The sequence below is a fragment of the Telluria sp. AZSoR62 genome (genome assembly GCF_058111565.1).
The window spans coordinates 1-304 of sequence record NZ_JBYTST010000223.1 but is presented as its reverse complement, the minus strand read 5'-3'; the positions used below and the strand labels follow the sequence as shown (position 1 = coordinate 304).

The 304-nt window shown below is 77.0% G+C and carries 1 protein-coding gene; it reads right to left on the bottom strand.

Annotation, left to right across the window (positions count from 1 at the left end; translation table 11 throughout):
- Positions 1-267: hypothetical protein (locus AC3XQU_RS23590; RefSeq protein WP_489876569.1), on the bottom strand; the 267-nt coding region annotated here is incomplete at its 3' end.
- Positions 268-304: the final 37 nt, after the last annotated feature.

Below are 304 nucleotides of genomic sequence, written 5' to 3'. Positions count from 1 at the left end.
GGGATCCGCGGCCAGCGCGACGGAACGTACGGCCTCACGCGGCACGGGTCCGGCCGGGTGGAAACCGCCCGCGGTCGTGCCCGAAGGCACGCCCTGCCCGGACGCATCAGCCGGGGCCGCCAGCAGATCCACCGCGTCGGCCCGGTCGCCGCCGGCGCCGAGGAGGTCCGGCTGCTGCCAGGCCACGCGCTGGATCTGCGAGCGCCCGGGGTCGCCGTGGTACAGGCAGCCGCGCGGGTCGAACGTCAGGCCTGCCGGCTCCGGCATGGCCGCTCCGGGGCCCCACTGCATCGGAACTGTGACC